The sequence below is a fragment of the Halorubellus litoreus genome, assembly GCF_037081675.1.
GTDB lineage: Archaea > Halobacteriota > Halobacteria > Halobacteriales > Natrialbaceae > Halorubellus > Halorubellus litoreus.
On record NZ_JAZAQL010000002.1, the window covers coordinates 797273 to 822565 of the forward strand.

Consider the following 25293-nt stretch of genomic DNA (forward strand, 5'->3'; position numbering starts at 1 on the left):
CCGTCTACCGCGTCTCGCTCGCGGAGCGAGCGCGCTCGCGCGCTCGGTCGGTGACGGCGTCGCGAGCGTCGTGGCTCGCGGCCGCGTCGAACCCGACCTCGAGGACGTGCGAGCCCTCGGCAGCGACCGCGTCGCGGTACGCGCTCGCGAACGCGTCGACCGGGACGCGCTCGAACGCGAACTCGTAGAGGTCACCCGTTGGCTCGAAGTCGATGCCGTGGGGCGTCTGGAACTGCTCGGTGAACGGCGGGTCGAACTCGCTGATGGGGAGCTCCTGGAAGATGCCGCCGCCGTCGTTGTTCACGACGACGATCGTCGCGTCGACGTCACAGCGCGAGAGCGACAGGAGGCCGTTCATGTCGTGGTAGAACCCGAGGTCGCCCGTGACGTACACGAGCGGGTCGTCGGTGGCGCTCCCGGCGCCGAGCGCGGTGGAGGTGACGCCGTCGATGCCGCTCGCGCCGCGGTTCGCGAGCACCGTCACGTCGCGCTCGCTCGCGGGAGCGAACCGGTCGGCGTCCCGCACCGGCATCGAGTTCCCGACAACCAGCGTCGCCGGTGCGGGCGCGTTCGCGACCGCGTCCGCGAGCACCGCGCCCTCGAACGCACCGACCGAATCGTCTTCGCGGGCGTCCGCGACCCCCGAGGTGAACGCCTCGTCCATCGCGAGCGCGCGCTCGACGGTCGCGTCGCGGTCGGTCCCCGTCGGTCGGTCGCGGTCCGCAAGCCGGTCCGCGACGCCGCGCGCGACGTGGACGGGGTCGGCCGCGAGGAGGGCGTCGGCGACGAACTCGGCGTCACGCCACTCGCCAGCAGGGTCCACGAGCACCTGGCGGACGTCGCGCGCAGCGAGCGCCTTCCGGAGCGGTTTCGACGTCGGTGACGCCCCGAACCGCAGGACGAGGTCGGGCTCGACCGCGTCCAACAGCTCGTCGACGTACCCGTCGTACGAACCGAGAATCGGTGCCTCAGCGACGTGCTCGCCGTGGCGGACGGTCGATAGCGTATCCGCGAGCACCGGGAACCCCGCGGTCGCACCCAGTTCCGCGAGCGCCGGCGCGTACCCATCGCGAGCGACGTCGACGGGGTCGGCGGGGCCGGCGACGACGAGTCCCGCGTCCGCCGACGCGACCGACGCCGCGAGCGCATCGAGGCGTCCGTCGTCGAGCGTCGGCCGCCCCTGCGCCGTCTCGACGTACGCACGCCCCGGCCGTCCCTCGCTCGCTCGCACGTCGCCCTCGTCCCAGCCCGCCGGCACGTCCCCCTCGACCTCGAGTGGCTCCAGGGGCTTCCGGAACGGACAGTTCACGTGGACGGGTCCCGCGGGCGTCCCCGTCGTCTCCGCGAGCGCTCTCGCCGCGTCCGTCCGCAGCCGCCGGAGCTTCCGCGGCGTCGCCTCCGGCTCCGGGAGGTCGCGATACCACCGCACGGTCGACCCGTACAGCTTCTCCTGGTCGACCGTCTGGTTCGCGCCGGAATCCCGCAACTCCGGCGGCCTGTCCGCCGTGAGCGCGAGCAATGGCACGCGCGCCTGGCTCGCCTCCACGACAGCGGGATGATAGTTCGCCGCCGCCGTCCCCGACGTGCAGACGAGCGCCGTCGGCTCGCCGGTACGGCGGGCGCGACCGAGCGCGAAGTACGCCGCCGACCGCTCGTCGAGGATCGAGAACACGTCGACGTCGTCGTTGGCCGCGAACGCCATCGTCAGCGGCGTCGACCGGCTCCCCGGCGACACCACGACCGCATCCAGTCCGCCCGCCGCGAGCTCGTCGACGAGCGTCTCCGCCCACAGGACGTTCCGGTTCGGGTACCCGCCGTCCTCGGCGTCACCGCGGGCGCGGTCGTCGTCGCTCATCTGAACTCTTCGAGCAACGGCCGGTACTTCAGCTGGATCTCGTCCCACTCCTCCTGGGGGTCCGAGTCCCGGACGATGCCGTTCCCCGCGAACAGCGTCGCGCCGTCACCGCCCGCGACCCCCGAGCGGATGGCGACGAGGAACTCCCCGTCACCGGTCGCGTCGAACCACCCGATGGGGGCCGCGTACCACCCGCGCTCGAACGTCTCCACGTCCCGGATGGTCGCCGCGGCCGCCGCCGGCGGCAGCCCGCCGACCGCGGGCGTCGGATGCAGTGCCTCCACGATGTCGAGCACGTGCACGTCCGACGCCAGCTCGGTCGTGATGGGCGTCTGCAGGTGCTGGATATTGTCGAGTTTCCGTACGCGCTGCTCGCCCTCCGTCACGTCGCCGAACCCCGCGAGCTGCTCGCAGATCGTGTCGACGACGAGACGCTGCTCGTGCTGTATCTTCTCCGAGTCGACGAGCGACTGCGCGAGTTCGGCGTCGGCCTCCGGCGTCCCGCCGCGCCCGACCGACCCCGCGAGCGCCTCCGTCTCCACGCGCCGGCCGTCGCGCTTCACGAGCCGCTCCGGTGGGGCTCCCAGGAACCCGGCGTCCTCGGTGGGCTGTACGAGGAACCGGTAACAGTTCGGGTACGTCCGCCGCAACCGCTCGAGGACGTCCGGGAGGTCGACGGGCCCGTCGAGGTCGACCTCGAGCGCGCACGCGAGGACGACCTTCTCCAGGTCGCCGGCGCGGATGCGCTCGGTCGCGTCCGCGACCTGCGTCGTCCACGCGTCCTTCGGCGTCGTCCGCCGCGTCGCCCGCACGCCCGGCGGCGTCCCCACCGGCCGCATCTTCGGAAGGGCTTGGACCGACTCGACCGCGTCGTCGAGCGCGCGCTCGACCGCCTCCGGGTCGGCGTCGGGCCCGTACGCGTTCACCGTCACCCACGTCCCGTCGTCCGTCCGCGTCAACTGCACTTCCGGGAGGACGAACGACGCCGCCGGGAACCCGCTCCAGGAGCCCTCCGGGGCGTGGTCGTCGCGGAACGCGAACCCGCCGACGAACCGCGGGCGCGGCGCCTTCCCGCTCGCGCCGTTCGCGTCCACGTCCGCGAACGCCGCGGCCGCGGCCGACCGCACCGCATCGAAGCGCTCCGGGCCGTCCGCGGTCACCTCGGCGGCGACCCCCGCACCCGCCAGTTCCAGGCCGCCGGGGCTCGCCCACTGGAGCCGCGGCGGTTCTCGCGACGCCAGGAACGCCTGGAAGGACACGTCGCCGACCTCGCGGCTGCGACTCACCAGGCGTCCCGCGTCGAGCACGACGTCTCCCGACGCCCCGCCGCTCTCCGCTCGTTCCATCGCACGCAACTCAGGGACGGGCCGTATAAAGGGTGTTCATATCCGAGAACCTAAGGAGAAAGCACTTCACGCGACCGCTCGACGCCCCGCGCATGCGACGCCGCCGTACCCTCCACGCGTTCGCCGCGACCGCCCTCCCCACCGCGTTCGCCGGCTGTCTCGGCGACGACACCGTCGGCGAATCGACCACCGGCGTCTCGACCACCGATGCCTCGACGCGGACGACCGCCGCGACGACCACGGTGCCGTGCGACGCGCCGTCGTCGCTCGAACTCGGCGAGCCCGAGTACGAGCTGGGGCCCTCGAACGAGACCCCGCCGGTGTCGACGAGCGAACTCCCCGACGCCGAACGGCGGGTCGTCGAGGCGGCGGTTCCACCGGACTCGTACGTGACCTGTGGCGACGCGAGCGCGCTCCAGTCGCTCGCGGAACGGATCGAGGAGCGAAACGAACTGCGCTCGAAGCGCCACGAGGAACGGTGGACCGAGCAGGACGCGACCGTGACCCCGCCCGCGTACCTCCATCTCTACTACCTCGAACACGATGGCTCGACCTACGAGGTCGAACTCGTCGTCGACGGCGAGATATCGCTCCCGTGACCGCCGACCGCCGGACCGCGAGTCAGGCGTAGCGCTCCCGGACCGCGACTCACGCGTAACGTTCCTCGTTCCACGGGTTCGCGGTGTTCGAGTACCCGCGTTTCTCCCAGTACCCGCGCTCGGGTTCGGTGAGGAACTCGACGCCGTCGACCCACTTCGCGCCCTTGTACGCGTACCGATGCGGGGTGACGACCCGGAGCGGGCCGCCGTGCTCGCGCGGGAGGTCGTCGCCGTCGAACGCCCACGCGAGCATGACCTCATCGCGCATGCACTCCTCCAGCGGGAGGTTCGTCGTGTACCCGTCGAGCGCGTGGAACATGACGTGGACGGCGTCGTCGTGAACCCCCGCGAGGTCGGCGAGGGTCGGGAACGTCACGCCAGTGAACTCGCAGTCGAGCTTCGACCAGCCGGTGACGCAGTGGAAGTCCTGGCGCTGCGTCTCGCTGTCGACCGCCTTGAACTCGTCGAGCGAGAACGAGCGCTCGTCGTCGACGGCGCCCCAGACGTCGAGCGAGTACTCGTCGGGGTCGTAGTTCGGCGTGCCGCTCTTCGAGAGCACGGGGAACTTCGACGTCTCGCGCTGCCCGGGCGGTACGCGCTCGCCGTCGAACTCCTCGTGGAGGTCCGTGACGTCCCTGACTGTCATCGCGGACTCGTAGCGCGCGAACGACCGTAGGCGTGACGGACCCGAGTTCGCGTCGCGGTCCGCGACCACTCGCCCGACGTCGGAGGACCTTGCCAATCCAGGGCGAGGAGCGTGTACGGACTCGTTCATCGACGGACACGAACGGCCCCGAAAGTCCGCCGAGGGGGCTTGAGGCGGCCTCCCGCGGCGGATTCACGTCCCCAACAGGCTTAAATACCCCCTTACCGATAGCCCCAATTACTGATGCCCAAGGTCGAGATAAACATCCCCGAGCATCTCGAGATGCAGATCACGCAGATGGTGGAGCAGGGCGAGTTCGTCAACCGCGACGAAGCCATAGAGGACCTCCTGGCGGCCGGACTCAAGGCGTACAAGACGAGCGGCCCGATGGACGACGAGGACGAACGCCTCGACTCCGGCTTCGAGGACGACGGCATGATGGGTCACGACGACGAGTACGTCTTCTAACCGCGGCGCCTTCTCGCCTACTTCCGTCTCTCCGCTCCCGTCTCGTCGACGCCCGAGTACGGCGGCGGCAGCAACACCTCCGACTCCGCGTGTTCGCGGCGCCAGTCGCCCCACGTGGCGACCTGCGACGGCCGAATCGCGAGCGCCTCGTTCTCCAGGGGCCCGCAGATGGCGCGCGCGAGCAACTGGCTCCAGTAGCTCCCGCTCTCCCGGTCGACCATGACGAGGTTCCCGGCGTTCCGGACGCCGACGTCCGTGTCCCTGACGGTCGCGCCGAACGACCGGTTGTCCTCCTCGGCGGCCGCGGCGAACACGTCCTCGGGCCGCCAGAGCAGGCCCGTCGCGCGGAACGACCGCGTCTCGCCCGCGACGACGCGGGACGCGACCATCCCGCTCCGGCACAGCGAGCAGTACGTCACGAGCAGCGGTTCGCCCGCGTACTCGTCCTCGACGACCTCGTGCCGCCACAGGACCGTCACGGGGTACGCGCGCGGGCGGTCGCCGCCCGTGAGCCCGACGACGACCTGCGAGTCGTCGAGTCGGCCGTCGTCCGCGTACCGTTCGTCGACGTCGCGCGGCCAGTCGCGCGCGAACTGCGGGTCGTCGATCTCGAGGAGCGCCCACGGCTGCGTTGACTCCTCGCAGACCGTCGGCGGGAACCCCGTCTGCGCGAGCGACGGGTACGCGTCCTCGCCGCCCGTTCCCGGGCCAGCGCGCCCGCTCGCGGTGCCGCGGTCCGCGCCGAAGGAACTCGCGAGGTCGAGGCAGCCAGCGAGTCCGCCGAGGCCGACCGCCGCCGCCGTCGCTCGCAGGAGGGCACGCCGATTCATGGCGTCCGGTACGCGTCGTCGACGCATGAACGCGGGGCGGTCGTGCGCCAATCCCTCACACCCCCGCTAGCCCGATACCCCCAGTCGTCGTAGGACGGGTATGGAACCGCTCTCCCGTCGACGACTCCTCCGAAGCGGCGCGGTCGCCGCGAGCGCCGCGCTCGCCGGCTGCCTGGGGAGTCTCGGCGTCGGCGACGGGGGCGTGGATGCCATCGAACTGGAGCGCGCCGCCGGCCCCGGCCCCGACCGCGTCCCGCTCGCGGTCGCCGACCGCCCCATCGTCCTCGACTTCTTCGCGACGTGGTGCGCGCCCTGCATCCCGCAACTCGACACCATCTGGGCGGCCGCACAGGAACGCCCGGACGCGTACGTCGTCTCCGTGACGAACGAGGGGAACGAGGCCGCCATCCGGCAGTGGTGGGGGGACTACGGCGGCGACTGGCCCGCGGTCATGGACCCGGAGGCGCGAGCGACGAGCACGTACAGCGCGCCGCGGCTGCCGACGACGCTCGTCCTCCCGCCCGGCGGCGGCCCAGGGAGCGAGGTCTGGCGGCACGTCGGCGTCGCCCGGGCGGACGCGGTCGTCGCCGCCATCGACGAGGCCGCCGCCACTTCGAACGTGGGGCCGGGAGAGCAGCGATGATAGACCCGTTGTTCGTGCTGGCGTTCTCCGCTGGCGCGCTCGCGTTCGCCGCGCCCTGCGCGTTCCCGCTGCTCCCGGGGTACGTCGCGTTCTTCGTCGGCGCGAACACCGAGGGGTCCAGCCCTGCAGGCCCCGCGGACGACGACGCCGGCGGCACCGCCACGGACGGCGGCGCGGCGACCGCCGCGCGACCGTCGCTGCGCCGTGCGGGATTCGTCGCGGGCGTCACGGGACTCGGCGCGACCGTCGTCTTCGTCGCGTTCGCCGCAGTCGTCGCCGTCCTCGGCGCTGGCGTGGCGTCGCTCGCCGGCGAACTCGAGCTGGTCGTCGGCGCGCTCGTCGTCCTCGTCGGCGTCGCGTTCGCGAGCGGCCGGACGTTCGGCGACGTCTCCGTGCAACTCGCCGAGCGCTCGCGCTCGCCCGGCGGGTTCTTCGCGTTCGGCGTGACGTACGGCGTCGCCGCCGCCGGCTGCAGCGCGCCCGTGTTCGTCGGCGTCGCCCTCGCTGGCGTCTCCCGCGGCCCCGTCGCCGCAGCCGCGGTCGTCGGACTGTACGCGCTCGGGCTCGTGCTCGCGCTCGGCGCCGTCACGCTCGCCGCCGCGCTCGGCCACACCGCCGTCGTCGACCGGTTGCGCGCCAGCACCGGCCGCATCACGCGCATCGCCGGCGTCCTCCTCGTCGTCGCCGGCATCGCACAGATACACTACGCCATCACCGTCGCGAACGCACTCGGCTGAGCGGGGCCGGCGCCCACTCCCGGAAGCGCTCGACCGGGACTCGCCGGGTTTTTGCCGTCACGTTGCGGACTCGTTCTCGATGACCGACGGCCACCCGCTCGCGACCGTGGAGACGTACGCGCTCGTCGCGCTCGGCGGGTTCGCCGGTGCGAACGCCCGGTACGTCGTCGACGGCGCGTTCGGTGCACTCCCCGCGACGCTCGCCGTGAACGTCCTCGGGAGCGCGCTCCTCGGATTCCTGCTGTACGAGGAGGCGTACCTCGGCGTGTTCTCCGGGCCGATGCGGACCGCCGTCGGCACCGGCTTCCTCTCCTCGCTCACGACGTACTCGACGTTCGCCGTCCAGACCTACCAGGCCGCACCGCTCGTCGCCGCCGGGAACGTCGCCGCGAACTACGCGCTCGGCGTCGCCGGCGTCCTCGTCGGCCGCCACGTCGCGCTCGCACTCGCCCGGAGGACGAACCAGTGAACCCCGCGTACCTCGTCGGCCTCGGCGGTGCACTCGGCGCGGTCGCGCGCCACGCCGTCTACGAGCGCGTCGACAACACCACCGACGTCCCGCGAGCGACGCTCGCCGTGAACGTCGTCGGGAGTCTCGTCCTCGGGCTCGCGACCGGGCTCGGCGCCGCGGGCGTCCTCGGGGGCGACGCCCTCCTGTTCGTCGGTACCGGCGCGTGCGGCGCGTTCACCACGTTCTCGACGTTCGCGTTCGAGACCGTCGACCGCCAGACCCGAAGCACGCGCGCCGCCGCCGCGAACGCGTTCGGCACGCTCGCACTCGCACTCGCCGCCGCCGCACTCGGATTCTGGCTCGCGACGCTCGCCTGACAGCACCGACGCTCGCCTGACAGCACCGACGCTACCGAGTTCGAGGACTGCAAGAACGATTGCTCTCGGCTCGATCCGACCGATTCAGAGCACGAACCCGACGCCGAACGTGAGCAGGAGGCCGACGACGAGCACGAGCGCGCCGCGAGCAACCTGGCCGGTCGTGTACTCCTGCATCGGCGAGGTGACGCGCCCCTCGCTCTCGCCGTGGTCGTGGTCGTCCTCGTGGTGAGAGTCGTCGCTCATGCCTCGTGCTCCTCACCGCCCGCACTTGACGATTGCCATCCCGCCCGACCGACCGGGACGACGCCCGGAACCGAGGACGCGCGAGTCAGGAACTCACCGGAACCGGGATCGGCGACACCCCGAAGATACCGAGGAACAGCCACGCGACGAACACCGCGTACGCCCCCAGCAGGAAGTACGCCTCCCTGTTCGTGAGGTGGAGGTCGGTCCGGAGGAGCGTGAACAGGAACACCGTCGCGACCGTCAACGCGGTCATCATCGGGACCGCTATCGCGAAGTCGATGACGACCGCGTTCCCGACCGCCGCGGCGACGAGGATGCCCGCGGGCACCGCGACGAGGAGATCGAAGACGTTGCTCCCGAGGACGTTCGCGAGACTCGTCGCGGACTCCCCGGCCTTCGCCGCGCGGATGGACACGAGCGCGTCCGGGAGGCTCGTCCCGGCCGCGATGACCGTCATCCCCCACACCCACAGGAGGTCCGGCGAGAATCGTGCCGCCGTGTACGTGATACCGGAGACGAGCGCCTCCACCGCGAGCGCGATCGTCAGCAGGCTCACCGCGAGGAGCGCCCACTGCTTGCCGACGTTCAGCGAAGCGGGTGGTGCCTCCGCGTCGTAATCGCTCGTGTCCTGGTACTGGATGAAGATGTAGAGCACGTACAGCGCGATGGGGAGGAGCGCGAGCGCCGGCGTCACCACGCCCTTGAACTCGCCGGGCGCGCCGTTGTAGATGACCGCGAGCGAGAACGTGATGAGGACGACCGCGACCGAGAGCATGTAGAACTGCGCCTCCTTGAAGACGATGTCGCGGTTCGCCTCCACGCGATGGTCGACCGCGAGCGAGGAGAGCGCCGGGATGACGAGGATGTTGAATATCGCGGAGCCGACGATAGCGCCGACGCCGAGCCCGAACTCGCCGTGCAGCCACGTCGCGATCACCGCCGAGGACAGCTCGGGGAACGACGACCCGACCGCGACGACGATAGCGCCGTGCACGACCGGCGGCAGGCCGTAGTACAGCGACAGGTTCGCCGCGGAGTGCTCCAGCCACTCGCTGCCCTTCCAGATGACCGCGAGCGACCCGAGGACGAACACGGCGGCGACCGGGAGCGAGTTCACGAACGGACTCAGCAACGACATCGTCGGATTCGAGGGGCGACCGTCGCAAGAACCTTGTCGTTCGAGCCGACGCGACCGCCGCGTCGGAAGTGGATTCGCGTCCGGCGACGCCTCACCCGTCGTCGACGTCTCGGAGCAGTTCGCTCGTTCGCTGCGCGACCGCGTCCCGGAACGCGCCGAGGTCGAACCCGCGCCCCGTCGCCGTCCCGCCACCCGACGGTTCGTCCAGCAGCCAGTCGCCCTCCTCGCGGTAGATAGCGGCGAGCAGGCGGTCGTAGACGGTGTCGAACGACACCGGGAGTCCGCGGTCGCGGACCGTCGCCGCAACGCGCCCGAACCGTGCCGCCGTCGCGGTCTCGGCCGCGGCCGCGGTCGCGTCCGCGACGTCGCGCTCGCGGTCGGGAGCCTGGTCGGGTGCGGAAGCCTCTCCGCGGAAGGCGAGTCGTTCGCCGGTCTTCTTCCGGACGACGACACCCGCCGCCGGGCCGTCGTACCACGCGGACGCCGGGAGCGACTCGTCCGCGAACCCGTAGTCGCGGACGTGCACCTCCTTCCGAAATACGTTCACGGGGTCGAGCCCGAACGCGTCGAACGCTCGCTCGGCGGCGTCGACCCGCAGGAGTGCCTCGCGGTCGGCATCCCAGACGTCGACGCCGAGGACCGACGGCGTCCGCCCCCAGTCGTACGGATAGCCCGCGTACTGGGTGGCGACCCCGAAGAACGTCACCGACTCGACGTCCTCGACCGCGTCCCGGAGCGCGCTCGCGTCCAGCGAATCGCGGACGTACTGGACCGCGTGCCGGAATCGCAGCGGCGCGTCCTCGGGCGCGAACTCGCGACGACGCGTCCCCACGCGGACCGCACCCGACTCCCCCAGCTGGAAGCGGAACAACTCGCCGGCGACGAGTTCCTGCACCCAGACGTGCCCGCCCTCGTCCGCGAACCCCGGCAGGACCTCGCTCGCGTCCGGAACCCCAGGATAACGCTTCATCGAACTGCGCGAACCGACGCACCCCGGGTACTTGTAGGTTCCACGCATCGGTCGGCGCGCACGGGACCGCGGCGACCGGTCCACGCTCGCGTCCACCGCACGGCCTGTCGCGAGCGGACGCCTTTTGTCCGACGGCCTCGCACGTGGAGGTAGTAACCGTGACTCTCACGAAGCGCGTCATCCCCTGCATCGACGTCGACCTCGACGACGACGGCAACCCCGCCGTGTACACGGGCGTGAACTTCGAGGACCTCGAGTACACCGGCGACCCCGTCGAGATGGCAAAGCGATACAACGAAGCCGGCGCCGACGAGTTCGTGTTCCTCGACATCACCGCGAGCGCGGACGGCCGCGAGACGATGCTCGACACCGTCTCCGCGGTCGCGGACGAGGTGTTCATCCCACTCACCGTCGGCGGCGGCATCCGAACGAAGGAGGACATCAAGGAGACGCTGCGAGCGGGCGCGGACAAGGTCTCCATCAACTCGGGCGCCATCGCGAACCCCGACCTCATCGACGAGGGTGCGAAGGCGTTCGGGAACCAATGCATCGTCATCAGCGTCGACGCGCGCCGCCGGTTCGACGACGAGGGCGAGCACTACGTCGAGGTCGACGGGGAATCCTGCTGGTTCGAGTGCACGGTCAAAGGCGGCCGCGAAGGCACCGGATTGGACGTCGTCGAGTGGGCGCGCGAAGCCGAATCCCGCGGCGCCGGCGAACTCTTCGTGAACTCCATCGACGCCGACGGCACCAAGGACGGCTACGACATCCCGCTCACGAAAGCCGTCTGCGACAACGTCACCACGCCCGTCATCGCCTCCTCCGGGTGCGGGAGCCCGGACGACATGTACGACGTCTTCACGGACGCCGGCGCCGACGCCGCACTCGCCGCGAGCATCTTCCACTTCGACGAGTACAGCGTCGAGGAATGCAAGGCACGGCTCGACGAACGCGGCATCCCGATGCGTCGCTGACCACCGAACAACCGCAGAAGACCGCTCAGAGACGTCGGTTCGGTCGGCAGGGACGAGTCAGAGCGCGACTCAGGCGGCCGCGTCGTCGAACGCGTCCGTCAGCGCCGCCGTCTTGTCCCGGATGTCGGCCGCCGCCGCCTCCAGTTCCTCGAGCGGGTCCGCGCCGTTCTCGGTCTTGATGGTCAGGATCGGTTCGGTCTGCCCACCGGACTGCTCGGGGTTCATGTCGTACGTCGCCGCGCCGACGTTCTCCGCCTCCAGGAGCGTCCCCTTCAGGACGTTCATGAACGTGTGGTCCTCGCCCGCGATCTCGATGGAGAGTTCGTCCTCCGTGTTCTCGATGACCCGCAGTTCCATACGACCCAGTACCCGGGACGTGCGTTTACAGGTTTCGGAACGCCGCGCGTCCGGGACGCCGGACGTGCAGGGGTCGGCGGGTCAGTCGATTCCAGCGGAGTGGAACGAACGCGTCGGCTTCGTCCGGGTCGGGTCGACGGCGTCGAGGCCGCGAGTCGGGGGCAGTTGTCTGCGTCGAGGCCGCGAGTCGGGAGCAGTTGTCGGCGTCGTTTCGCAAGCAGGCGATATTCTGTCGGCCGCGGCCGAACGTTTTTGACCCCGGGGCCGGTACCTTTGACGATGACCAACGACGCGCTCACGTTCCTCGCGGACTCGCCAGTCCGCGCGCGCGTGCTGGGGGCACTGCAGTCACTCGGACCCGCTCGTCCGAGCGATCTCCGCGACGAACTCGACGTCTCTCGCGCCACCGTCCACCGGAACCTCTCCGCGCTCACCGACCGCGGGTGGGTCCGGCAGGACGCCGACGGCTACCACGTCACGACCGCCGGCGTCCTCGTCCACGACCGCTTCGAGCACTTCCGGACCGGGATGGAGACCATCGACCGATTCCAGCAGCTGCTCGAGACCATCCCATCCGAGGGCGTCCCACCGCTCGACGTCCTCGCGACCGCCGACCTCGTCACGACCGCCGAGGACAAACCACACGCCCCAGTGATGCGGTACGTCGAAGAACTCACCGCCAGCGACACCGACCGCGTGCACGGGCTCTCGCCCGTCCGCAGCGAGATGTTCGACTTCGGGCACGACCAGCTCATCGAAGCGGGCGTCGAGACCGAACTCATCATCCCCAGGGACGTCCTGGAAGCCGAACGCGAGGACGCCGGCGACGAGTTCGGCGAGACGCTCGCAACCGACGGGTTCTCGCTGTTCGTCCTCGAAGACGACCCCGGGTTCGGGCTGACGGTACTGGACGATAGAGCGTTCGTCGGTGGGTACGGACCGGACAATCAGTTGGTGGCGCTCGCGTACGCCGTGGACGACTCGTTCGTGTCGTGGGCAACCGACACGTTCGAGTCGCTACGGTCGAGGGCTACTTGCGTCCCGGGCGAGCAGGCCGAGGTGGAAGAATCCGCTCGGCCCGAGTGAGAGGGCAATCAGGGCAGTTTCCAGCGTGGGGACCCCGGCCACGGGGCGGGGGCAATGCACCGCGGCCGGCGGCATCTACACGTACGGGGTGATACTGGAAGTATGTACGCCACGAGACGTGTTGCAACCCCTGAAACACCATGCGGAGGTCGTGCGGTTTCGCCCCGACCACCGAGGAATACCGTCCAGTGTTGGGTCGGTCGCTACCAGGTGCCGTGGAACGTGTCGAACGACAGGTCCTCGAGGGGCTTGTTCCCGACCGCGATCTCGTACTCGCCGGGCGTCAGCATCGGCTTGTGGAACTGCGGGCCGTCGTCCGTCGTGATGCGCGGACAGCCCGTGTTCACGAACGCGTCCATGTCGAAGTTCCGGAGGCGGTCCGGCGTCACCTCGTCCATCGTGATGAGGTACGCGTCGTCGTTCCCGTCGATTATCTCCTGGGCCTGGTCGAACCGCCCCTGCCCGATCTTCGTACAGAAGATGACGCCCCACTTCTCCGCGTCCATCGCGCGATGCACCGCCCCGTACCGTTGCTTCATGAACTTCTCCGTGTCCGCGACCGTCACGACGTTGTTCACGGGGTCCGCGATGACGACTTTCTTCTCGGGGTGCTCCATCGCCAGCCCGAGCGGGTGGAACTTCCCGCCGCCGACGTAGAGGATGTGGTCGGCGTCGACGTCCGCGCTCGCGTAGTTACAGCCGAGCACCTGCCCCTCGTGCGTGAGGCGGTCGTCGCCGCGACGCGTGTGGACCTCGTACCCGCGCGCTTCGAGCCACTCGCGCATGTCGCCGAACAGGTTCATGTGCTGCGCGGTCGTCACGAGCCCCACCTCGTCGTCGACGTCCGGATCGGGGAGTTCCTCGAGGGACTCCTCCATGATGGGTTCGACGTCCACGTTCGAGAACAGCGGCACGTAGATTATCTTGTCCGACTCCTTCATCGGCGAATGCCCGAAGTGCACGAACACGTCCGTGCGCCGCATCAGGAACGTGTCCAGGTCGCACGCGCCGTAGCACGGCTGGCCGGACAACATGATGGTGACGTCGTCGGGAACGAGTTCGCGGAGGTCGTCAGCGACCGCCGGGCCGCGTCGCTTCAGGCCCTCGGGGAACTGCAGGCCGACCTTCTTCGCGTCCCGGTCGTGGACCGCGTCGACGATGCGGTCCAGCTCGTAGTCCCACTCGCGGTCGTGCTTGAGGGACATGCCGGTATTGCGGAGGTCGCCTTCGGAGTACGACTCTTGACTCATTGCCCCGTCGTAGCCGGCACGGACGGTTAACTCGTACGGTTCCCGGACTTCGAGGAGAGCGCGGAGGCGTCGGTTCGGAGGACCGAGCGGAACGCCGCTGTCCAGTCCGTGGGCGAGAAGTCGGTCTGGACGCTGCGGGCGTCGCTCGCGAGTCCGGCGACCTGTTCGGCGAGCGCGTGCGACGGTCGGTCGCTCTTGGCGGCTTCGGCGGCGACCGCCGAGAACGCAGCGACGCGACGCGTGTAGTTCGCTCGACCGACCGCCGCCTCGACGGCGTCGGCGACCGCCGGCGCGGTCGCGTCCGCTGGCAGGTGGTCGCCGGGGACCGTGTCGAACGCGTCGGCGTCGTCCGCGACCAGCACGTTCGGTCGGACGACGCCGGGTGGCGTGGTCGCGTCGAGCACGACGCGCGCGACCTGCGGCGGGTAGCCGCCGACGAGAACGACGTCGGCGTGCCGGATGCGGTCGACTGCTCGAACGCCGTCGTCGGCCGTTCGGACGTCGTGGCCGTTCTCGCCGATCAGTTCGACGATCCGCCCGCGTCGCTCTGTCGGGGGCATCGCCACCAGTACCGTCACGTCGTTCTCGCCCATCGTATCTCTCACTGGACGGCCCCACGTATTGAAGGGGGTCTTCCGTTCAGTCGGTTCACGCACCGTTCAAACCGTTCAATCGTTCGTTCAACCGGCTGTAGCCGCCGAAACTGGGCAAGACCGTGCGGTTTGGTGTCGCGCGCCTCGCTGGTGTCCATCCGGGACGGGCAGTTCGCGGGTTCCGGCAGGTTCAAACGCGTTCGGTCCAAGACTCGGATATGAGCGTGGAGACCGACCGCGAGTCGACGACGACGGAGAGCGTGGAGGCGCTCGGACGGGAACTCGGCGCCGCCATCACCGAACTGGACGAGTACCAGCGGTTCGAGGACGCGAAGGCGGCGGTTGAGGCGAGCGAGGACGCGCAGGCGAAGATCGACGAGTTCGAGCAGATCCGCCAGGAGTTCATGCTCGCGCGCCAGACCGGCGAGGCGACGCAAGCGGACCTCCAGAAGGTCCAGGACGCGCAAGCGGAACTCCACGAGATGCCGGTCATGGCCGAGTACCTGGAGGCGCAGAACGCGCTCGATGCGCGCCTGGAGGCAGTGAACGAGGCTATCAGCGACCAGCTCATCGTGGACTTCGGCGAGGAAGCGGGCGGCTGCTGTCAGGACTAGCTGCGAGTCACTTGCCGTCGAACGGGCGACGGCCGACCGCGAGTCACTTGCCGTCGAACGGGCGACGATCGAGTTCGACGGGTGGGAGTTCGCGCGAGGCTTCGCCGGACTCCAAAGGTACTTTTCGCTCGCCACCGGCGGTTCTCGTATGTTCGTTCTTGTGAACCTGAAGGCGTATCCGTGCGATCACCTGGAAGTAGCGCGTGCTGCGGCGGACGTCGCGGACGATACGGGCGTTCGCGTCGGCGTGGCGCCCCAGGCCGCGCACCTGTCCGCGGTCGCGGACACGGGCGTGGAGACGTGGGCGCAGCACGTGTCGCCGAACGACTACGGGAGTCACACCGGGAGTACGCTCGCGGAAGCGGCCGCCGATGCGGGCGCGACGGGGACGCTCCTGAATCACTCGGAGAACCGCCTGAAGCTCGCCGACATCGACGGATCCGTGCAGGCCGCGGAACGGGCGGGGCTGGAGACGTGCGTCTGCGCGAACAACCCGGCCCAGATCGGGGCGGCGGCGGCGCTCGGCCCGGACGCTGTCGCGGTCGAACCGCCGGAACTCATCGGAACGGGGACGCCGGTCAGTCAGGCGGACCCGGACGTCGTCACGGGCGCGGTCGACGCTGCGGCGGCGGTCGACGAGTCCGTGGACGTGTACTGCGGCGCCGGTATCTCGACCGGTGACGACGTGACGGCCGCGAGCGACCTGGGCGCGACCGGCGTCCTGCTCGCGAGCGGGGTGGCGAAGGCCGACGACCCGGAGGCGGCACTCCGCGACCTCGTCTCCGGCGCGAAGTGACTTAATTTCGAAGCTCTAAGAGAGCAATAATTAAGGTGGATGGGGTCGTTCGTTCAGTCGATGCAGACCCAGGACGTCCTCGCTCGACTGAAGCGAGCGACCACCGACCGCGTCCCCGCAACGCGCAACGACCGCAGCGTCGGCGCCGCTCGCGAGTTCGTCCTCGGCGACACCTGCCAGAACTGCGCGCGCGACAATCTCGCCGCCGCCGTCGACGACCACGCACTCGTCCCAGACGAGCCCGTGGACGGCCGGAATCAGGTGACGCTCTGCGACGACTGTCACGCGGCCGCGGCGACCGCAGCCTCCCCGAGCACCGACGACTCGACCAACGTGGACGACAGCACCGGCGACGACCGGTCGTTCGACCGCTGCGCGCACGACGGCCACGCCGTCGACGCCGACACCGTCCGCGCCCGCGACGACCACCGATGCCGCGGCTGCGGCGTCCGCGAACACATCGTCGTCGGCGACACCCTCCACGTCCACCCCATCGTCCCCATCGACGCCACCGGCTACCGGCACGCACACAACTACGTCAGCCTCTGCCCGACCTGCCACCGGCGACTACACGAGTGACTGCAGCCAGAACACCGCCGACGCCACGACTGACTGCGGCCGATGCGACCAGTCGAGAACAGACATATTAGGGACCGCCACGATTCGGACAGCATGATAGACGAGACGGTCTACGTGACCCACGGGCCTGCGGACCTCTCGCTCGCCCAGGACCTCTTCTCGACCATCCGGAACTTCCCGTTCACCGTGCACGTCGCGATGGAGGAGCTCGAATCCGGGCGTTCGCGGAGCGAGCTCGGCGGCCGCATCGCGAACGCGGACCTCGTCGTCGCGCTGTTCACGGAGGACGGCGCGACCGACGCGTGGCTCAACCAAGAGGTCGGGTACGCGGTCGCCAAAGGCGTCCCCGTCCTCCCCATCTACGAGTCGCCCGACGACCGCGGCGGGTACGTCGCCGACACCGAAGGCGTCGAACTGCAGCGCGACGACCTCACCGTCACCGTCTTCAACCTCGTCTGTCGGCTCCGTGCCGCACTCGCCCCACTCGGCGCACTCTCCGTCCCGAACTGGTTCCTGCGATTCCCGTGTAGTCTCGACGGCTGCGACGGTACCGTCACCATCGAGGTCGAACGCAGCCAGAAGGACCTCTGGCGGATGCACGAACACAACCAGCCCGTCCGCCAGGACTGCAAGACCTGCCAGTCCTCGTACTTCTTCGACGCCGGCACGTTCGGGTTCCTCCACCGCGAAGACGGTGCCCTCCCCGACGACTGACTCGCCGTCAGTCCGTCAGTCGTTCGTACGCCCGCTGGACGCGCCGGAACGCCTCGCGACTCCCGTCCTCGCGGTCCGGATGCACCTCCTTGATCCGCGAGAGGTACGCGTCCCGGACCACCGCCTCGGCGCGACCCGGGTCGACGTCCAGGACCGCGTACGCTTCGGACCGCCGCATCCGTACCTCGCGGACGACGCCGTTCCGGCGCGCCCGATCCTTGCACGGCGGACAGAACTCCTCGACGCGGTCCGCAGCCGTCACCACCTCGAACAGCTCGACGTCCACCCAATCACCGCACTGGTCGCATATCGACGGCGTCTCCGCGAGCGCCGTCTCCTCGGCGTCGGCCGCCGTCACGACGTCGTTCGACCGGTCGTCGTCCGCGTCGACGGCGGCTGCGTGACCGTGCTTCGAGCGGTCGTCTTCAGCGCACTCGTCCCCTTCAGCATCGTCGACGCTGCCGTGGTCATCGACCTCGTCGACGCTGCCACCGTCGCCGGCGCCGTCGCCCGCGGGACCCGCGTCCGCCCCCGTGGCGTCGGTCACGTCGTCGAAGGCCGCGTCGTCGCGGGTCGTGCGAGCGGCGGCGCGAGCGTACGACGCGCACTCCTCGCAGCACGCGACGGTCGTCCCGTCGTCCAGTTCGACCGCGGTCATGTCGTTCACGTCGAAGCGCTCCCCGCACCCCGAACAGCTCCCGCGGTGCCCGTCGACGCTCGTCCGTCGCGACATCGACTCCGCGTGCTCGCGGCAGTCCTCGCAGACCGCGACCGTCTCGCCGTCCGTCACGTTCACCGTCTCGAACTCGTCGACCGGACGGGTCGTCCCGCAGCCCTCGCACTCGCCGCGCTGGCGGGCGACCGCGGTCGGTTCGTCGTCGACCACCGACTCCGCGTGCTCGCGGCAGTCCGGACAGCACACGGCGTGCTCGTCGCCCGGGAGGGACACCGCGACGAGCTCCTCGACGGGGAGGGAGCGACCACAGCCGTCACAGCCGCGTCGGTCGACAACAGCCATCGCGTACACGTTGCGGTTCGACCCATATTAGTTTTCAGTATTCTACGACGAGGATTAAGTCGCAAGAAGCGACCAGGCGCGGTCGTGGTCGGCGCCGACGTCGCACGTCCAGCGTCCGCGACCGACGTCGCACGTCCAGCGCTCGCGGGGGCCGGCAGCGGCGAGCACGTCTACAGCCAGCCTTCGCGCCGGAAGTACGCGACCAGGACGATGGTCACGCCCGCCATCCCCAACAGGACTGCCGGATAGCCGTACGTCCACGCGAGCTCGGGCATGTTGTACGGCGACTCGCCGCCGAAGTTCATGCCGTACACGCCGACGACGAACGTCAACGGGAGGATGATGGTCGCGACGACCGTCAGGCGCTTCATGACCTCGTTCGTCGACATCGACAGCGAGTTCAGGTAGATGTCGCGCGCGCCAGTGACGAGGTCGCGGTACGTCTCGACGAGTTCGACGAGCTGGACGACGTGGTCCTGGACGTCGCGATAGTACTTCTCGTTCTCGTCGGCGACCACGTCGACGTCTCCTCGCGCGAACGTCGACAGCGCGTCTCGCGTCGGCCAGAGGAGCCGTCGCGTTGCGAGCAGCTCTCGGCGGAGGCTGTTGATGCGTTCGAGCGTGTCGATGCCGGTCGCGCCGACGACCGCGTCCTCGACGGCTTCGATGTCGGTCTCGATCTCGTCGAGGACGTCGAAGTACTCGTCGACGAGGGCGTCCAGGACGCGGTACGCGAGGAAGTCCGGGCCGCGGGAGAGCAGTCGTTTCTCCTCGCGCGTCGCCGCGTCCCAGACCCGACCGACCGCGGGGAGGGTGGCGGTCGAGAGCGTGACGAGCCAGTCGTCGCCGAGGAACACGCCGACGGGCTGGTCGGAGAGTTCCTCCTCGAACGTCGTGTCGCCGCCGCGGAGGCGCACGCTCTTGACGAGCACGAACGCGTGGTCGTCGAACTCCTCGACCTTCGGACGGACGCCCTGGCGGACGTCCTCCAGTTCCAGGTCGTGGATGCCGAACGTCTCGCAGACCGCGCGCATCTCCTCGCTGGTGCCGTCGGAGACGCGAACCCACGTCGTCCCCGTCGCGGCCTTCGCCTCGCCGACGTCCTCGTGCGATTCGACGCCCTCCGGCGTGAGGACGTGCGTCTGGATCACGCGCCCTCACCCGTCGAGATCGCGGCGACCGTGATGCCGACCATGAGCCCTGAGAGCGCGAACGCGCGCCCCGGGTAGGGCGCGAGCACGCCGACGACGTACCCGAGGACGCTGACGGCAGTGAGCGCGACCCCCGCAGCGAACGTTCGGTTCATGCCACGGTCGTCGACTGCCTGCGGGAAAAGCGTTCGCGGGCCGAGACGACCGCGGGCTACCTCGTGAATCGGCCCGCATCACCGCCATGGATCGAGGTCGCGGTCACCATTCCGCCACGCTCCCGTCCTCCAGTCGCCACACGGGGTTGTGCCAGTCCACGGCGCCCGCGCGGTCCTCGACGACGTCGCGGTCTATCTCGACGCCCAACCCGGGGCCGTCGGGGAGCGGCAGGTAGCCGTCCTCGAACTCGAACACGCTCGGGTCCGCGAGGTAGTCGAGGACGTCCGCGGTCTCGTTGTAGTGGATGTCGAGGCTCTGCTCCTGGATGAGCGCGTTCTGCGCGACGGCGTCGACCTGGACGCACGCCGCGAGCGCGATTGGACCGAGCGGACAGTGCGGGGCGAGCGCGACGTCGTACGTCTCCGCCATCGACGCTATCTTCGCGACCTCCGTGATGCCGCCGGCGTGACTCAGGTCCGGTTGGATGACGTCCACCGCACCGGTTTCGAGGACGTCCCGGAAGTCACCGCGCGTGTAGAGGCGTTCGCCCGTCGCGATGGGCGTCGACGTCTGCGCCTGTATCGCGGGGAGCGCGTCGAGGTGCTCGGGGAGGACGGGCTCCTCGACGAAGAACGGCTCGTGCGGTTCGAGCGCGGCGACGAGTCGTTTCGCCATCGGTTTCGAGACGCGGCCGTGGAAGTCGACGGCGACGTCGACGTCCCGCCCGACGGCCTCGCGCACCGTCCGCAGGCGCTCGACGGCGTCGTCGACCGCGCTCGGCGAGTCCACGCGCCGGAGTTCGGCGGTCGCGTTCATCTTCAGCGCGTCGTAGCCCGCATCCACCTTCTCGCGTGCGGCGTCGGCGACGTCGTCCGGTCGGTCACCGCCGACCCACTGATACACCTGTATCTTCTCGCGGACGGGTCCACCCAGCAGTTCGTACGCCGGCGCGTCGAAGTGCTTCCCGCGGATGTCCCAGAGCGCCTGGTCGATGCCCGCGATGGCGCTCATGAGGACGGGGCCGCCGCGGTAGAACCCGCCGCGGTACATCGTCTGCCAGTGGTCCTCGACCGGCAGCGGGTCCTCGCCCACGAGGTAGGCGTCCATGAGTTCCTCGACGGCGGCGCGGACGGTGTGCGCGCGGCCTTCGACGACGGGCTCGCCCCACCCGACGAGCCCGGTGTCGGTCTCGACGCGGAGGAACAGCCACCGCGGCGGGACCTCGTACAGGTCGTAATCGACGATCTCCATACCGCCGCGTTGACCCACGCCGTACTTGGCACTGCCGACGCCGGCACGACTCCCGCGGGCGGTCGTCAGCTTGAAGCGCCGCAGGACGCGAGTCGGGGACGTGACCGACGCCGACACGACCGCGAGCACGGTCCGCGACCGCGTTCGCAGCGAGCACGCCGACTTCCTGGACGCCGTCGCCGCCGCCGGGCGCGTCACTGCGGCGTCGTGGGACGGCGACCACGCCTCGTCGCGGAGCGCGGTCGTCGACCGGTTCGAGCGCGTGCTCCGGGAGACCGGAACGCTCGACGCCGCGCCCGCTGTGCTCGCGACCGCCGTCGACGCCGCCGGCGGCAGCCTCCGCGCGGACCCGGTCCCTGCGCCGCCGTACGTCGCCGTCACCGCCGAAGGCGTCGTCCTGCGCGCGACCACCGACGTCGGGCGCGTCGTCGTCACCGTCGCGCCGTTCGCGGTCGCTCGCGACCCCGTGCAGTACGTCCACCGGGACCTCGACGCCGACGACCCTGGACTGGTCGACGTCGCCGTCCACGACTGACCGGCAGCATCCGCTTCCACGCCCACGTTTATGCGCTGGCGGGTAGTCGAGCCTCGCATGCACGAGCGCGCCGCCGACTTCACGAAGCGAGCTCGCGAGGAGCACGGCCTGGAACTGGAGACGACGGAGTTCCCGGAGGGCACGAAGACCGCCGAAGATGCCGCGGACGCGGTCGGCTGTGACGTCGCACAGATCGCGAGCAGCATCGTCCTGATGGCGGGCGACGACCCGGTCGTGGTCGTGACGAGCGGCGCGAACCGCGTGTCGATGGCGAAGCTCGCCGCCGAGCGCGGCGTCGACGAGAGCGCTGTCCGGATGGCGGACGCGGACGAGGTCCGCGAAGCCACGGGGTACGCCATCGGCGGCGTCCCGCCGTTCTGTCACCACGGCGAGATCGAGGGCGTTCCGACGTACCTCGACGAGACCCTCACCGACTACGAGGTCGTGTGGGCCGCCGCCGGCACCCCGGAAGCCGTCTTCCCCGTCACGCCCGATACCATCGAGGCGACCGCCGAAGCGACGGTTCTGGACGTCGCGGAGTGACGCGGCCGACGCCTCGAACCTGGTCGCGTCGTCGCCGCGTGATTCTCATCCGATGACAGCGACGCCCACCTTTATCGGGGCGCCGGCCGTCGGTTCGAGTGATGGGACGCTTATCAGCTGTGTTCGCGCCGGACCGCGTCGCCGTGGTCGGGGCGACGGACCGCGAGGGGTCCGTGGGTCGCGCCATCCTCGAGAACCTCGACTCGGGGTTCGTCGGGGACGTCATCGCGGTGAACCCGAACCGCGACGAGGTGCTCGGGCACGAGTGCTACGACGCGCTCACCGACGCGCCCGCGACGGACCTCGCCGTCGTCGTCGTCCCGCCCCAGGTCGCGGTACCGGTGGTGCGGGACGCCGGCGAGGCGGGCGTCGATGCGGCGGTCGTCATCACGGCCGGGTTCGGTGAATCCGGCGGTGAAGGCGCGACTCGCGAGCGCGAGCTCGCCGAGGTCGCCGCCGAGTACGACATCGACCTCGTCGGCCCGAACTGTCTCGGCGTGATGAACACCGGCGTCGACATGAACGCGACGTTCGGCCCCGAGATGGCCCAGCCCGGGAACATCTCGTTCATGAGTCAGTCCGGGGCGTTCATCACCGCCGTCCTGGACTGGGCGAACGACGAAGGCATCGGGTTCCGCGACGTCGTGTCGCTCGGGAACAAGGCGGTGCTCGACGAGACGGACTTCGTCGACCACTGGGGCGGCGACGACGACACGGACGTCGTCATCGGGTACCTGGAGTCCATCAAACGAGGCCGGGAGTTCGTCGACACCGCGCGCGAGGTCACCGACGACACCCCGGTCGTGCTCGTGAAGTCCGGGCGGACGGACGCCGGCGCGCACGCCGCGTCCAGTCACACGGGCGCCATCGCGGGCAGCGAGGCCGCCTACGAGGCCGGCCTGGAGCAAGCGGGCGTGCTCCGCGCCGACAGCGTCGAGGAGTTGTTCGACTGGTCGCGCGTCCTCGCCGACCAGCCACTCCCGGACGCGGACGGCGTCGCCGTCGTCACGAACGCCGGCGGCCCGGGCGTGCTCGCGACCGACGCCATCGGCGACGCCGACCTCGAACTCGCGTCGTTCGCGGACGACACCGTCGAGGAACTCCAGTCGTTCCTCCCGGACAACGCGAACGTCTTCAATCCAGTCGACATCATCGGGGACGCGAACGTCGAGCGGTTCGCGCGCACGCTCGACACCGTCCTCGGCGACCCGAACGTCGGGTCCGCTGTCGTCGTCTCCGCGCCGACCGCGATACTGAGCTTCGACGACCTCGCCGAGGAGATCGTCGACACTCAGGCGAAGCACGACCTCCCGGTCGTCTCGTGTCTCATGGGCGGCGAGCGCTCCGAGGCACCCGCGGCCGCGATGAGCGAGCACGGCATCCCGAACTACTTCGACCCCGCACGCGCCGTGTCGGGCCTGGACGCACTCAGCGACTACCGCGAGATACGGGAGCGCGAGTACGACCAGCCCCGCGAGTTCGACGTCGACCGTGAGCGGGTGCGAGAGATACTCACCGAGGCCGCCGACAGCGGCGAGAACCGCATCGGCGTGGAGGCGATGGAGATACTGGACGCGTACGGCATCGACACGCCAACTGGCGAGGTCGCGACCAGCCCGCACGAGGCGCTGGACGTCGCTCGCGGCATCGACGGCCCGGTCGCGATGAAGATCGTGAGCCCGGACATCCTCCACAAGTCCGACATCGGCGGCGTGAAGGTCGGCGTGGAGTTCAACGACGTCTACGACGCCTACGAGGACCTCGTCACGCGAGCGCGGAACTACCAGCCGGACGCGGACGTCCTCGGCGTCCAGGTCCAGGAGCTCGTGGATCTGGACGACGCCGTCGAGACCATCGTCGGCGTGAACCGCGACCCGCAGTTCGGGCCGCTCGTCATGTTCGGTCTCGGCGGCATCTTCGTCGAGGTTATGGAGGACACGAGCCTCCGGGTCGCCCCCGTCGGCGAATCGGAAGCTCGGCAGATGACCGAGGAGATACAGTCCGCGCCGCTCCTCCGAGGGGCGCGCGGCCGCGAGCCAGTGGACGTGGACGCTGTCGTCGAGACCGTGCAGCGTCTCAGCCAGCTCGCGACGGACTTCCCCGCGATACTCGAACTGGACGTGAACCCGCTCGTCGTGCAACCCGACGGTGCGACCGCCGTCGACCTGCGACTCACCACCGACCTGGAGGAACTATGACCGACTCGTTACTCGTCACCGGCACGGAGGATAGCATCGGGAAGACCGGCATCGCGCTCGCGCTCGCACGACTCGCTCGGGACAGCGGCGAGGGCGCGACAGTCGGGTACATGAAACCGAAGGGCACGCGACTGGAGTCGAACGTCGGGAAGACCCTCGACGCCGACCCCATGCTCGCCCGCGAACTCCTCGACCTGGACGAGGAGATGCACGAACTCGAACCGGTCGTGTACTCGCCGACGTTCGTCCAGCAAGCCGTCCGTGGCCGCGAGAACGCCGAGGACGTCGCCGACCGCGTCAAGGAAGCGTACGACGCCATCGCCGCGGACCGCGACCTCGTCGTCCTCGAAGGGGGTGGCGGTCCCGAAACGGGGAGCGTCATCTCGCTCACCGACCGGGACGTCGCCGACCTCGTGGACGCGCGCGTGCTCGTCGTCGCGAGCTACGAGGAGCCGTGGGACGTCGACGCGGCGCTCGCGTACGCCGAGTCGTTCGGCGACCGGCTCGCGGGCGTCGTGTTCAACGGCGTCCCCGACCAGGCGTACGACGAACTGGAGACGGACGTCCTGCCGTTCCTCGAGGGCCGCGGCGTCCCCGTGCACGGCGTCGTGCCGCGCGTCCAGGACCTCGCGGGCGTCACCGTCGGCGACCTCGCGGAGGAACTCGGTGCGACGACGTTGACGGACGTGCCGACGGACGCGTACGTCGAGCGGTTCTCCGTGGGCGCGATGAGCGGCGACGAGGCGCTCAGGCAGTTCCGCCGGACGAAGGACGCCGCCGTCATCACGGGCGGTGACCGTAGCGAGATACACACCGCCGCGCTCGAGGCGCCGGGCGTGAAGTGCCTCATCCTCACCGGCGGGCACCGCCCACCGGGCGCGGTCCTCGGGAAGGCCACGGAGAAGGGCGTGCCCGTGCTGTCGGTGCAGTCGGATACGCTCACGACGGTCGAGCGCGCAGACGCTGTCGTCCGCTCGGGCCGCGCTCGCGACGAACGGACCGTCGACCGCGTGCAGGAACTCGTCACCGCGCACGTCGACGTGGACGCCATCCTGAACTGAGTCCTCTCGGCCAACGTCATCGGGCGCCGGTGAAGTGGCCGACCGCCGCTATCTCAACGAGCTGAAGAATTCTCCACGCCCAAAGAGTTTTCCAATCCCGGCGCAACG

30 protein-coding genes are annotated in these 25293 nt (G+C 70.0%); 16 read left to right on the forward strand and 14 right to left on the reverse strand.

Annotated elements, in window-relative coordinates; all coding sequences use genetic code 11:
- Nucleotides 1-4: 4 nt before the first annotated feature.
- Both menD and VYJ16_RS11220 read right to left on the reverse strand, forming a co-directional pair.
- Entirely contained in the window at nt 5-1855 is a 1851-nt protein-coding gene (menD, locus tag VYJ16_RS11215) for a 2-succinyl-5-enolpyruvyl-6-hydroxy-3-cyclohexene-1-carboxylic-acid synthase (RefSeq protein WP_336350391.1), read from the reverse strand.
- The gene (locus tag VYJ16_RS11220; RefSeq protein WP_336350392.1) at nt 1852-3201 is read right to left on the reverse strand and encodes an isochorismate synthase; all 1350 of its coding nucleotides are present in this window, start codon (nt 3199-3201) and stop codon (nt 1852-1854) included. Before VYJ16_RS11220 ends, menD begins: the two co-directional genes overlap by 4 nt.
- 92 nt (nt 3202-3293) lie before the next feature.
- On the opposite strand from VYJ16_RS11220, the gene VYJ16_RS11225 reads away from it, so the two are divergent.
- Nucleotides 3294-3800, forward strand: coding sequence for a hypothetical protein (locus tag VYJ16_RS11225; protein WP_336350393.1), 507 nt, complete (start codon nt 3294-3296; stop codon nt 3798-3800).
- 49 nt (nt 3801-3849) lie between these two features.
- Here the strand turns inward: VYJ16_RS11225 and VYJ16_RS11230 are convergent, their stop codons facing one another.
- The gene (locus VYJ16_RS11230; protein WP_336350394.1) at nt 3850-4446 is read right to left on the reverse strand and encodes a sulfite oxidase-like oxidoreductase; all 597 of its coding nucleotides are present in this window, start codon (nt 4444-4446) and stop codon (nt 3850-3852) included.
- Nucleotides 4447-4689: 243 nt separating this feature from the next.
- Here VYJ16_RS11230 and VYJ16_RS11235 point away from each other — a divergent pair, with 243 nt between their 5' ends.
- The gene (locus tag VYJ16_RS11235; protein ID WP_227131023.1) at nt 4690-4914 is read left to right on the forward strand and encodes a ribbon-helix-helix domain-containing protein; all 225 of its coding nucleotides are present in this window, start codon (nt 4690-4692) and stop codon (nt 4912-4914) included.
- Between the two features lie 17 nt (nt 4915-4931).
- Here VYJ16_RS11235 and VYJ16_RS11240 read toward each other — a convergent pair whose 3' ends face one another.
- A complete protein-coding gene (locus VYJ16_RS11240) occupies nt 4932-5744 on the reverse strand; it encodes a DUF3179 domain-containing (seleno)protein (RefSeq protein WP_336350395.1) in 813 nt (270 codons plus the stop codon).
- 100 nt (nt 5745-5844) lie between these two features.
- Between VYJ16_RS11240 and VYJ16_RS11245 the strand changes: the two genes are divergently transcribed.
- The 4 genes from VYJ16_RS11245 (at nt 5845) to VYJ16_RS11260 (ending at nt 7952) form a co-directional block, all read left to right on the forward strand.
- Nucleotides 5845-6387: a TlpA family protein disulfide reductase gene (locus tag VYJ16_RS11245; RefSeq protein ID WP_336350396.1), complete on the forward strand. Its 543-nt coding sequence runs from the start codon at nt 5845-5847 to the stop codon at nt 6385-6387.
- Complete coding sequence (locus tag VYJ16_RS11250; protein ID WP_336350397.1) at nt 6384-7124, forward strand: cytochrome c biogenesis protein CcdA; 741 nt, start codon at nt 6384-6386, stop codon at nt 7122-7124. The genes VYJ16_RS11245 and VYJ16_RS11250 overlap by 4 nt, the downstream gene beginning before the upstream one ends.
- A gap of 79 nt (nt 7125-7203) precedes the next feature.
- Nucleotides 7204-7593 (forward strand): CrcB family protein, encoded by a 390-nt coding sequence (locus tag VYJ16_RS11255; protein ID WP_336350398.1) that lies wholly within the window; start codon nt 7204-7206, stop codon nt 7591-7593.
- The gene (locus VYJ16_RS11260) at nt 7590-7952 is read left to right on the forward strand and encodes a fluoride efflux transporter FluC (RefSeq protein WP_336350399.1); all 363 of its coding nucleotides are present in this window, start codon (nt 7590-7592) and stop codon (nt 7950-7952) included. Before VYJ16_RS11255 ends, VYJ16_RS11260 begins: the two co-directional genes overlap by 4 nt.
- An 84-nt stretch (nt 7953-8036) precedes the next feature.
- Here VYJ16_RS11260 and VYJ16_RS11265 read toward each other — a convergent pair whose 3' ends face one another.
- From VYJ16_RS11265 to VYJ16_RS11275, 3 genes are all read right to left on the reverse strand, one after another.
- Nucleotides 8037-8198 carry a DUF7550 family protein gene (locus VYJ16_RS11265; RefSeq protein WP_336350400.1) on the reverse strand — a complete coding sequence of 54 codons (162 nt, stop codon included), beginning with the start codon at nt 8196-8198 and terminating at the stop codon, nt 8037-8039.
- 85 nt (nt 8199-8283) lie between these two features.
- The gene (locus tag VYJ16_RS11270) at nt 8284-9339 is read right to left on the reverse strand and encodes a sodium:calcium antiporter (protein ID WP_336350401.1); all 1056 of its coding nucleotides are present in this window, start codon (nt 9337-9339) and stop codon (nt 8284-8286) included.
- A 91-nt stretch (nt 9340-9430) separates the two neighbouring features.
- Complete coding sequence (locus VYJ16_RS11275) at nt 9431-10309, reverse strand: hypothetical protein (RefSeq protein WP_336350402.1); 879 nt, start codon at nt 10307-10309, stop codon at nt 9431-9433.
- 158 nt (nt 10310-10467) lie between these two features.
- Between VYJ16_RS11275 and hisF the strand changes: the two genes are divergently transcribed.
- A complete protein-coding gene (gene hisF, locus VYJ16_RS11280) occupies nt 10468-11283 on the forward strand; it encodes an imidazole glycerol phosphate synthase subunit HisF (protein ID WP_336350403.1) in 816 nt (271 codons plus the stop codon).
- Between the two features lie 69 nt (nt 11284-11352).
- Here hisF and VYJ16_RS11285 read toward each other — a convergent pair whose 3' ends face one another.
- On the reverse strand, nt 11353-11640 hold the full coding sequence (locus VYJ16_RS11285; protein WP_336350404.1) for a DNA-directed RNA polymerase subunit L: 288 nt from the start codon (nt 11638-11640) through the stop codon (nt 11353-11355).
- A 279-nt stretch (nt 11641-11919) separates the two neighbouring features.
- On the opposite strand from VYJ16_RS11285, the gene VYJ16_RS11290 reads away from it, so the two are divergent.
- Complete coding sequence (locus VYJ16_RS11290) at nt 11920-12726, forward strand: helix-turn-helix transcriptional regulator (RefSeq protein WP_336350405.1); 807 nt, start codon at nt 11920-11922, stop codon at nt 12724-12726.
- A gap of 203 nt (nt 12727-12929) precedes the next feature.
- On the opposite strand, the gene dph2 is transcribed toward VYJ16_RS11290, so the two are convergent.
- Both dph2 and VYJ16_RS11300 read right to left on the reverse strand, forming a co-directional pair.
- Nucleotides 12930-13976: a diphthamide biosynthesis enzyme Dph2 gene (gene dph2 / locus VYJ16_RS11295; RefSeq protein ID WP_336350406.1), complete on the reverse strand. Its 1047-nt coding sequence runs from the start codon at nt 13974-13976 to the stop codon at nt 12930-12932.
- 26 nt (nt 13977-14002) lie between these two features.
- Nucleotides 14003-14569: an ANTAR domain-containing protein gene (locus VYJ16_RS11300; RefSeq protein ID WP_336350407.1), complete on the reverse strand. Its 567-nt coding sequence runs from the start codon at nt 14567-14569 to the stop codon at nt 14003-14005.
- A gap of 218 nt (nt 14570-14787) precedes the next feature.
- On the opposite strand from VYJ16_RS11300, the gene VYJ16_RS11305 reads away from it, so the two are divergent.
- The 4 genes from VYJ16_RS11305 (at nt 14788) to VYJ16_RS11320 (ending at nt 17272) form a co-directional block, all read left to right on the forward strand.
- Nucleotides 14788-15183 carry a YlbF/YmcA family competence regulator gene (locus VYJ16_RS11305; protein ID WP_336350408.1) on the forward strand — a complete coding sequence of 132 codons (396 nt, stop codon included), beginning with the start codon at nt 14788-14790 and terminating at the stop codon, nt 15181-15183.
- 148 nt (nt 15184-15331) lie between these two features.
- On the forward strand, nt 15332-15979 hold the full coding sequence (tpiA, locus tag VYJ16_RS11310; RefSeq protein ID WP_336350409.1) for a triose-phosphate isomerase: 648 nt from the start codon (nt 15332-15334) through the stop codon (nt 15977-15979).
- Nucleotides 15980-16039: 60 nt separating this feature from the next.
- Nucleotides 16040-16558 (forward strand): HNH endonuclease, encoded by a 519-nt coding sequence (locus VYJ16_RS11315; RefSeq protein ID WP_336350410.1) that lies wholly within the window; start codon nt 16040-16042, stop codon nt 16556-16558.
- Nucleotides 16559-16651: 93 nt separating this feature from the next.
- Nucleotides 16652-17272, forward strand: coding sequence for a hypothetical protein (locus tag VYJ16_RS11320; RefSeq protein WP_336350411.1), 621 nt, complete (start codon nt 16652-16654; stop codon nt 17270-17272).
- A 7-nt stretch (nt 17273-17279) separates the two neighbouring features.
- Here the strand turns inward: VYJ16_RS11320 and VYJ16_RS11325 are convergent, their stop codons facing one another.
- From VYJ16_RS11325 to dgoD, 4 genes are all read right to left on the reverse strand, one after another.
- Entirely contained in the window at nt 17280-18290 is a 1011-nt protein-coding gene (locus tag VYJ16_RS11325) for a J domain-containing protein (RefSeq protein ID WP_336350412.1), read from the reverse strand.
- A gap of 170 nt (nt 18291-18460) precedes the next feature.
- A complete protein-coding gene (gene corA, locus VYJ16_RS11330) occupies nt 18461-19441 on the reverse strand; it encodes a magnesium/cobalt transporter CorA (protein WP_336350413.1) in 981 nt (326 codons plus the stop codon).
- Nucleotides 19438-19596, reverse strand: a complete 159-nt coding sequence (locus VYJ16_RS11335; RefSeq protein WP_336350414.1) for a hypothetical protein — start codon at nt 19594-19596, stop codon at nt 19438-19440. Before VYJ16_RS11335 ends, corA begins: the two co-directional genes overlap by 4 nt.
- 103 nt (nt 19597-19699) lie before the next feature.
- Complete coding sequence (gene dgoD / locus VYJ16_RS11340) at nt 19700-20848, reverse strand: galactonate dehydratase (protein WP_336350415.1); 1149 nt, start codon at nt 20846-20848, stop codon at nt 19700-19702.
- Nucleotides 20849-20948: 100 nt separating this feature from the next.
- Between dgoD and VYJ16_RS11345 the strand changes: the two genes are divergently transcribed.
- The 4 genes from VYJ16_RS11345 to VYJ16_RS11360 all read left to right on the forward strand — a co-directional run bounded on the left by VYJ16_RS11345 (nt 20949) and on the right by VYJ16_RS11360 (nt 25185).
- The gene (locus VYJ16_RS11345) at nt 20949-21383 is read left to right on the forward strand and encodes a DUF7988 family protein (RefSeq protein ID WP_336350416.1); all 435 of its coding nucleotides are present in this window, start codon (nt 20949-20951) and stop codon (nt 21381-21383) included.
- A 57-nt stretch (nt 21384-21440) separates the two neighbouring features.
- Complete coding sequence (locus VYJ16_RS11350; RefSeq protein ID WP_336350417.1) at nt 21441-21926, forward strand: YbaK/EbsC family protein; 486 nt, start codon at nt 21441-21443, stop codon at nt 21924-21926.
- 101 nt (nt 21927-22027) lie between these two features.
- Nucleotides 22028-24124, forward strand: coding sequence for an acetate--CoA ligase family protein (locus tag VYJ16_RS11355; RefSeq protein WP_336350418.1), 2097 nt, complete (start codon nt 22028-22030; stop codon nt 24122-24124).
- Entirely contained in the window at nt 24121-25185 is a 1065-nt protein-coding gene (locus VYJ16_RS11360; RefSeq protein WP_336350419.1) for a phosphotransacetylase family protein, read from the forward strand. The genes VYJ16_RS11355 and VYJ16_RS11360 overlap by 4 nt, the downstream gene beginning before the upstream one ends.
- Nucleotides 25186-25293: the final 108 nt, after the last annotated feature.

What these genes read in the sequence shown, in the direction of transcription:
- dph2 (WP_336350406.1), bottom strand. Translation starts at nt 13,976, where the DNA reads ATGAGTCAAGAGTCGTACTCCGAAGGCGACCTCCGCAATACCGGCATG.
- VYJ16_RS11305 (WP_336350408.1), top strand. Translation starts at nt 14,788, where the DNA reads ATGAGCGTGGAGACCGACCGCGAGTCGACGACGACGGAGAGCGTGGAG.
- VYJ16_RS11240 (WP_336350395.1), bottom strand. Translation starts at nt 5,744, where the DNA reads ATGAATCGGCGTGCCCTCCTGCGAGCGACGGCGGCGGCGGTCGGCCTC.
- VYJ16_RS11285 (WP_336350404.1), bottom strand. Translation starts at nt 11,640, where the DNA reads ATGGAACTGCGGGTCATCGAGAACACGGAGGACGAACTCTCCATCGAG.
- dgoD (WP_336350415.1), bottom strand. Translation starts at nt 20,848, where the DNA reads ATGGAGATCGTCGATTACGACCTGTACGAGGTCCCGCCGCGGTGGCTG.
- VYJ16_RS11290 (WP_336350405.1), top strand. Translation starts at nt 11,920, where the DNA reads ATGACCAACGACGCGCTCACGTTCCTCGCGGACTCGCCAGTCCGCGCG.
- VYJ16_RS11355 (WP_336350418.1), top strand. Translation starts at nt 22,028, where the DNA reads ATGGGACGCTTATCAGCTGTGTTCGCGCCGGACCGCGTCGCCGTGGTC.
- VYJ16_RS11245 (WP_336350396.1), top strand. Translation starts at nt 5,845, where the DNA reads ATGGAACCGCTCTCCCGTCGACGACTCCTCCGAAGCGGCGCGGTCGCC.
- VYJ16_RS11350 (WP_336350417.1), top strand. Translation starts at nt 21,441, where the DNA reads ATGCACGAGCGCGCCGCCGACTTCACGAAGCGAGCTCGCGAGGAGCAC.
- VYJ16_RS11235 (WP_227131023.1), top strand. Translation starts at nt 4,690, where the DNA reads ATGCCCAAGGTCGAGATAAACATCCCCGAGCATCTCGAGATGCAGATC.
- VYJ16_RS11230 (WP_336350394.1), bottom strand. Translation starts at nt 4,446, where the DNA reads ATGACAGTCAGGGACGTCACGGACCTCCACGAGGAGTTCGACGGCGAG.
- VYJ16_RS11275 (WP_336350402.1), bottom strand. Translation starts at nt 10,309, where the DNA reads ATGAAGCGTTATCCTGGGGTTCCGGACGCGAGCGAGGTCCTGCCGGGG.
- VYJ16_RS11360 (WP_336350419.1), top strand. Translation starts at nt 24,121, where the DNA reads ATGACCGACTCGTTACTCGTCACCGGCACGGAGGATAGCATCGGGAAG.
- VYJ16_RS11270 (WP_336350401.1), bottom strand. Translation starts at nt 9,339, where the DNA reads ATGTCGTTGCTGAGTCCGTTCGTGAACTCGCTCCCGGTCGCCGCCGTG.
- tpiA (WP_336350409.1), top strand. Translation starts at nt 15,332, where the DNA reads ATGTTCGTTCTTGTGAACCTGAAGGCGTATCCGTGCGATCACCTGGAA.
- VYJ16_RS11335 (WP_336350414.1), bottom strand. Translation starts at nt 19,596, where the DNA reads ATGAACCGAACGTTCGCTGCGGGGGTCGCGCTCACTGCCGTCAGCGTC.
- VYJ16_RS11300 (WP_336350407.1), bottom strand. Translation starts at nt 14,569, where the DNA reads ATGGGCGAGAACGACGTGACGGTACTGGTGGCGATGCCCCCGACAGAG.
- menD (WP_336350391.1), bottom strand. Translation starts at nt 1,855, where the DNA reads ATGAGCGACGACGACCGCGCCCGCGGTGACGCCGAGGACGGCGGGTAC.
- VYJ16_RS11220 (WP_336350392.1), bottom strand. Translation starts at nt 3,201, where the DNA reads ATGGAACGAGCGGAGAGCGGCGGGGCGTCGGGAGACGTCGTGCTCGAC.
- VYJ16_RS11315 (WP_336350410.1), top strand. Translation starts at nt 16,040, where the DNA reads ATGCAGACCCAGGACGTCCTCGCTCGACTGAAGCGAGCGACCACCGAC.
- VYJ16_RS11265 (WP_336350400.1), bottom strand. Translation starts at nt 8,198, where the DNA reads ATGAGCGACGACTCTCACCACGAGGACGACCACGACCACGGCGAGAGC.
- VYJ16_RS11225 (WP_336350393.1), top strand. Translation starts at nt 3,294, where the DNA reads ATGCGACGCCGCCGTACCCTCCACGCGTTCGCCGCGACCGCCCTCCCC.
- VYJ16_RS11320 (WP_336350411.1), top strand. Translation starts at nt 16,652, where the DNA reads ATGATAGACGAGACGGTCTACGTGACCCACGGGCCTGCGGACCTCTCG.
- VYJ16_RS11255 (WP_336350398.1), top strand. Translation starts at nt 7,204, where the DNA reads ATGACCGACGGCCACCCGCTCGCGACCGTGGAGACGTACGCGCTCGTC.
- VYJ16_RS11325 (WP_336350412.1), bottom strand. Translation starts at nt 18,290, where the DNA reads ATGGCTGTTGTCGACCGACGCGGCTGTGACGGCTGTGGTCGCTCCCTC.
- VYJ16_RS11250 (WP_336350397.1), top strand. Translation starts at nt 6,384, where the DNA reads ATGATAGACCCGTTGTTCGTGCTGGCGTTCTCCGCTGGCGCGCTCGCG.